Annotated in this window: 6 protein-coding genes and 1 pseudogene; all 7 read right to left on the reverse strand. The window is 36.1% G+C overall.

Translation table 11 applies throughout. The features are described from left to right. Positions 1 to 159: 159 nt before the first annotated feature. Positions 160 to 2,361, reverse strand: coding sequence for an elongation factor EF-2 (locus UIB65_RS08830; protein WP_330041014.1), 2,202 nt, complete (start codon positions 2,359 to 2,361; stop codon positions 160 to 162). A 28-nt stretch (positions 2,362 to 2,389) separates the two neighbouring features. Beyond that, positions 2,390 to 2,950, reverse strand: coding sequence for a 30S ribosomal protein S7 (locus UIB65_RS08835; protein ID WP_296893993.1), 561 nt, complete (start codon positions 2,948 to 2,950; stop codon positions 2,390 to 2,392). Positions 2,951 to 2,962: 12 nt separating this feature from the next. After that, entirely contained in the window at positions 2,963 to 3,388 is a 426-nt protein-coding gene (locus tag UIB65_RS08840) for a 30S ribosomal protein S12 (RefSeq protein WP_067044341.1), read from the reverse strand. Between the two features lie 332 nt (positions 3,389 to 3,720). After that, positions 3,721 to 4,152, reverse strand: coding sequence for a NusA-like transcription termination signal-binding factor (locus tag UIB65_RS08845; protein WP_296893997.1), 432 nt, complete (start codon positions 4,150 to 4,152; stop codon positions 3,721 to 3,723). A 6-nt stretch (positions 4,153 to 4,158) separates the two neighbouring features. Next, entirely contained in the window at positions 4,159 to 4,458 is a 300-nt protein-coding gene (locus UIB65_RS08850; protein WP_330041015.1) for a 50S ribosomal protein L30e, read from the reverse strand. A gap of 8 nt (positions 4,459 to 4,466) precedes the next feature. After that, positions 4,467 to 5,657, reverse strand: a complete 1,191-nt coding sequence (gene rpoA2 / locus UIB65_RS08855; RefSeq protein WP_330041017.1) for a DNA-directed RNA polymerase subunit A'' — start codon at positions 5,655 to 5,657, stop codon at positions 4,467 to 4,469. Between the two features lie 8 nt (positions 5,658 to 5,665). Continuing rightward, positions 5,666 to 6,252: pseudogene (locus UIB65_RS08860) on the reverse strand (DNA-directed RNA polymerase subunit A'); the annotation flags it as partial.

Here is a 6,252-nt window from a genome sequence, read left to right on the forward strand (position 1 = left end):
ATATAACCTCTTTTGTAATATTAACAAACAATATCTATAAGCTTAAATGTTAGCTTAAATAAACTTTATACTTCAACATATAAATAGATAATGTTTTTTCTAGTAATTTTTAATAAAAAATATAAAAAAATTAAAAATATAAATTTTTAAATTTTAAGTTTATAAATCTCCTAAGTAGTGGCTTGGAGGGAATGGTTCAGCAGATAAACCTTTTCTTTGTCTGATTTCCCTTACAATTTGATTTTGCATTTCACGTGGGAGTGGTTCGAATCCAGCGATTTCAGTAGACCATAAACATCTACCTTCAGCAGCGGATCTGATATCTCCAGCGAAACCAAACATTTCAGCTACAGGTACTTTGGATTCAATTCTAGCCATGTCACCGGTTTCTTGACCCATGTTGACAATTTGACCTCTTCTGTTTTGAATCTCACGAGTACATGCACCCATATAATCGTTAGGAGTATCGATAACTACTTTTTGCATAGGTTCGAGTAAAGCAGGTTCTGCTAACATCATGGAACCTAAGATTGCGTTTCTGATAGCAGGTAATACTTGTGCAGGTCCTCTGTGAACTGCGTCTTCGTGAAGTTTTGCATCGTGGAGTTTGAATTTTAATCCCATGGAGATTTCTTCACCTAATGGACCACTTTCTAAAGTGGATTCAAATCCTTCGAGTAATAACTCTTTAACTTCATCCAAGTATTGAATACCACGAGTCATGTTGAGGAATATGCTTCTGTTGTGTACAGCCCATACTCTTCTAGCTTCTTCTTTGTCAAGTCCAGCTTCCATAAAGTCGTTAGCTGATTCTTTACCTTTGACTCTTCCTTCTTTAATGTCACCTTCAGCAATAGCATCGAAAAGACTTTGTTCGATAGGTTCAACAGTAATGTAGAATCTGTTGTGTTTGTTAGGGGATTTACCTTCAACTTGTGGAGATAATTTTCTTACGGTTTCCCTGTATACAACAATAGGTTCTGAAGTAGTAATGTCTACACCTTTGTCTTTAATTCTGTAACCGATAACTTCCAAGTGAAGTTCTCCCATACCGGATACTAAGTGTTCACCAGTTTCTTCGTTAATATCGATTTTAACTGTAGGGTCTTCTTTACCGGTTTGTCTTAAAACTTCAATCAATTTTGGTAAGTCTTTGGTGTTTTTAGCTTCTACAGCAACAGTAACTACAGGTTCGGAAATGTGTTCTAAACCTTCGAACTCTTTGATTTTGTCTTCAGGTGAACAGAGAGTTTCCCCTGCGATAGCTCCTTTTGCACCAGCAACGTATACAATGTTACCAGCAGGAACTTTGTCAGTGTTAACTCTTTCAGGACCGAAGTATACACCTACTTGTTGTACTCTGGATTTACCGTGAGAACCTACGAGATAAACTTCAGTACCTTTTTCGATAGAACCACCGTAAACCCTACCGGTTGCGATTTCACCAGCGTGTTTGTCAACAGATACGTTGGTAACCATTACAGCCAAAGGTCCTTCAGGAGCGGTATCTACCATACATTTACCAGCAGGAGATTCGATGTCTCCATCCCATATGTTAGGTACTCTGTATACTTGAGCTTCTTTAGGGGAAGGCAAGTGTTCTACTACCATACCGAGCAATACGTCGGATAAAGGTACTTTTTGAGCTAATTCTTTTTCATTATCAGCGTTACAATAATCGATGATATCTTTAAAGTTAATTCCAGTTTCTTGCATAGTTGGAACATTGATCGCCCAGTTGTGGTATGCTGAACCGAATGCTACACTACCGTCAGTGAAGTCTAATTTCCATTCTTCTTGTTTTTCTTCAGGAGCCATGTTTTTGATCAATTTGTTAGCTTCCATGAAGATTTTCAAGAATCTGTTTTGTAATTCTTCAGGTTGTAACTTTAACTCGTTGATTAATCTGTCAACTTTGTTAATGAATAAAACTGGTTTAACATTTTCTTTTAATGCTTGTCTGAATACAGTTTCAGTCTGAGGCATGATACCTTCTACAGCACAAACAACTACAACTGCACCGTCTACAGCTCTCATAGCACGAGTTACGTCTCCACCGAAGTCAACGTGCCCAGGAGTATCGATTAAGTTAATTAAGTATTCACTGTCTTTGTAATCGTGCACCATGGATACGTTAGCAGCATCAATGGTAATACCACGTGCTTGCTCTTGTTCGTCAAAATCTAAGAATCTTTGATCCCCTGCAAGTTCTTCGGAAATCATTCCTGCACCTGCAAGTAAGTTATCAGATAAGGTAGTTTTACCGTGGTCGATGTGAGCACAGATACCAATGTTTCTGATTTGTTCAGGTTCGTACATCAATTCTTTGATTTTTGCAATCATTCTGTCTCTTCTACTCAAAATAATCACCTATATAAACGTTATATGATTAGTGTGCTGCTTTAGCAACTCTTTCTTTCTCTTCAGCTTTTTGTAAAGCAAAACTTCTTGAATCTTCTTCGGAAGCAAGAATTAATTCATCAGCTAAACATTCAGCAACAGATTTTCTGTTTTTGAATGAAGATTGTAAAGTACCTCTAGTTAAGAATCCTAATGAAAGGTCTACTCTTCTTTGTGGGGAAATGTCCACAGCAACTTGGTATCCAATACCACCGTATTTGATACGAGTAGTTTCTTCACGAGGTGCAGTGTTTTCGACTGCAGTAACTAAAACTTGAACAGGATTCTTTTTAGTTCTTCTATTGATAATTTCTAATGCTTCTTTAACAATGTTGTAAGCTTTATTCTTTTTACCAGAGTTGAGATGAGTTCTCATAACTTTGTTCATTAATCTTTCAACAATAGAAACTTTAGATTTTGCGAATTGTCTTTTTACATGTCTACCAGAAGTATGTGGAACTAAAGTCTCATCTAAGCAGATATATTTTACTAAACCTAAGTCCTCAACTTTTACTTCATCGAGATCCCATTTATTGAATAATTTACTCATAAATATAACTCCTTATCTTACAGGTTTTTCTATTTTTCCACTTACCATTTCTGATAAAGCTACGTTATTAACTTTGGAAACTTTCCAACGGACTCCAGGAATATCACCCATGGATCTTCCGGATGGTCCACCGATTCCTTCAATCATTACTTCATCGTGCTCATCGATAAATCCGATAGCTCCGTCACCTGGTGCGAAAGCAGTTAATTGTTTACCGTTTTTAATTAATTGAACACGAACACATTTACGGATAGCAGAGTTAGGTTGTTTTGCTTCTATCCCTACTTTTTCGATTACAATTCCTCTTGCTTGAGGAGCTCCTTCGAGAGGGTCTGCTTTAACGTCTAACCTTAAAGCTCTCCTTTTGTAATCCACGTCTTTCCACTTAAAATTTTGTCTATTCTTTTTAAGTTTTTTTGCAGCAAAAAGTCCTGGCATATTTTTTCCTCTAATCTTTTTGTTAAAATATCTTTTATATCTACGAATCCACCGCTGCGATTTATACTATAGTCTATAGTACAATCTAAATTCGAAGATATTAATCAGTAATAATAATTAATTAGATAAAACACGTTATCTAAAAGAAGATATCTTGAAATAATTATTAAAAACAATGACAAAAAGCACACATAGTCATGTTATAAAACAGTACAGATATCTTATGATAAATTATATAGTTCAACCTTTATAAAGGTATGTATTCCATATATAATAAAAATAAAAAAAAGAATTTTTTAAAAAAAAATAAATTAAATAAAATAGCCCAAAAGCTATTTTAAAATAATATTATCAATATTATGTTGTCTATTTGCTAATAATTTAGCTCTTTCAATATTGATTCCGTTTTTACCGATAGCAATACGTTTATTAGTATTGTCTGCTGTGACAGTAGCTATTTTTTCGCCTGACTGCTTTTGACTTACTTTAACAGATTGTAACTTAGCAGGGGATAAAACGTTTTTAATAAATTGTATTGGATCATCGTCTAGTTCGATGATTTCAACACCCTTATCTACTGCTCTTTGAACTTTAGATACGGAACTTCCACCTTTACCTATAGCAAGTCCCATGTCACCATTTTTAACAACGAAAGTAACTTTTCCATGTTCATCATCGATAATGCAATCTTTAACCATTGCCCCAGTCATATTTTCGAAAAGAGCTATGTATCTAATTTCATTTGCACTAAATTTAATAGACACTTAAATCTACCTCAAATCGTCTAATATAGTAGAATCTCCTGGATCGTTTACGATTAATGTAGCAACAGTAAAAGGTTTACCACAAACAGAACCCAAATCCACACTAGTTCCATCATATACAATGGATGGAATTTCGGAAAGATTTGCATAATATTCAACATCTTCAAGAATTTCTTTAGGAGCGTTACTAGCAACAACTGCAAGTTGACCTTTTCCTAATTTTAAAGATTGAATTGATTTTTCAGAGCCTAAAGTCACATCACCAGTGTCTACAGCCACCCTGATTCCTCTATCTACGTCCATCATCTAGCCTCCTATTCATTTTTATAATCCATTTTGACACCGACAGAACCGGTACCAAGAGGTATTGGTTGTCCAATAATAATATTTTCGATGATACCAGTTAAATCATCCACTTCACCGCGAATACTTGCGCGGAGTAAATGTTTACCAGTTTCTTCAAAAGCTGCACGAGCTAAAACACTTGATTTTTCACCACTAATACCGTGTCTTCCGATTGATTTTACGACACCTTCGGAAGTCATGATATCGGCAACTAACATAATATGCCTTACATCTACACTAAGACCTTGTTCTGAAAGAGTATTTTGAGCTTCGTTAATAATAGATTGACGAGCTGCTTCAATTCCTAAAACTTCACCAATCTCATGAATATTGTTGGTGGTAGTCCTTACATGGTCAATACCTTCCATATCAAGAATTTCTTTAAGGTTTGACCCTTCGGTATGGATAATCCATTCATCATCACGACGAATAATAACTTTTCCAATACCTTTTATACCACTGATTTGCAAATCACGAACCTTGTCTGCCAAGAGACGAAGTTCCCTAATTTCAAATTTAGGTTCGGTTTTGGAATCGCTTTTTCCTGATGGAATAACAATTTCATCATTATTAATAACAGCTTTCTTGAAAGTTTTTTCAATAATAGCATTGATTTCTTCACGATCAAGTCTTTTTTCCTCAATCTTTTTACTATCTAAAATTGCTTCAACTTCCATAGTACCATAATTTAAATTGAAATCAGAAAGAATATCATTTATAGTACTTTTACCAATTTTGTTAGCCAAAGTTCTGACAAACTCTTCATCGTCACATCTTTCTTCATCAAAATAAATATCCATAGTTGGAGTAGCAATCTCTTTTCTTGCATCAACAATCTCAATAAGTCTCGGAAGACCTAATGTTACGTTTAGCTCAGTTACCCCTGCATAGTGAAAAGTACGCATAGTCATCTGAGTACCAGGTTCACCAACAGATTGAGCAGCTACTGTTCCAACAGCCTCTCCAGCTTCAACATGAGCTCGGTCATAGGCATTTTTAAGCTTGATAATGAGTTTTCTTAATTCATCATCAGATAAATCATTTTGAATATAAGCTTTGGCTAAATCTTCGATATAACTATCTGGAAAATCAATGTTGAGATTTTCAGCATTGTTGATTTCAGCAATTGTGTCGTTTATCTTAATTATAATATCATCCATAGTTACACCTACTTACCTTCCATTCTGATTTCGTCAATAAGTTTATTCAAGTCAGCCGGTTTACCGAAGTCAGATTTTGCAGGGTCCACACCATCTTCACCGAACATGGTTTGGATAACATTGCCCTGGTTGTCGGTAACGAGTCCTGACTGTTTAACTTGTAAATCTTGCAATGCGTTTACGAGTCTTCTTTGCATGTAACCGGATTGTGCGGTACGAATCGCTGTATCTACAAGACCTTCTCTTCCCCCCATAGCGTGGAAGAAGAACTCGATTGGGTCAAGACCTGACTTGTAACTTGAGTGTACAAATCCTTTAGCCTTAGCCCCTAACTCACCTTTTTTGAAGTGAGGCAAGGTTCTGTTCAAGTATCCCCTTTCGATACGTCCACCCCTAACCGCTTGTTGTCCTACACAAGCAGTAATCTGAGTAAGGTTCAACATGGATGCCCTAGCACCGGTACGTGCCATTACTACAGAGTGGTTTTCAACAGCCATCACATGATCATATGGGTCGTCATCTGACTGTTTACCCATAGTGAGGTAGTTTTCAGCAATGCTACCGGACATGTCCCTAGCTTCCCCGAGAACTTGCA

The sequence above is a fragment of the Methanobrevibacter sp. genome (assembly GCF_036307625.1).
Classification (GTDB): domain Archaea; phylum Methanobacteriota; class Methanobacteria; order Methanobacteriales; family Methanobacteriaceae; genus Methanocatella.

Coding starts and splice junctions, on each gene's coding strand:
- UIB65_RS08835 (WP_296893993.1), bottom strand. CDS start 2,950: ATGAGTAAATTATTCAATAAATGGGATCTCGATGAAGTAAAAGTTGAG.
- UIB65_RS08850 (WP_330041015.1), bottom strand. CDS start 4,458: ATGATGGACGTAGATAGAGGAATCAGGGTGGCTGTAGACACTGGTGAT.
- rpoA2 (WP_330041017.1), bottom strand. CDS start 5,657: ATGGATGATATTATAATTAAGATAAACGACACAATTGCTGAAATCAAC.
- UIB65_RS08840 (WP_067044341.1), bottom strand. CDS start 3,388: ATGCCAGGACTTTTTGCTGCAAAAAAACTTAAAAAGAATAGACAAAAT.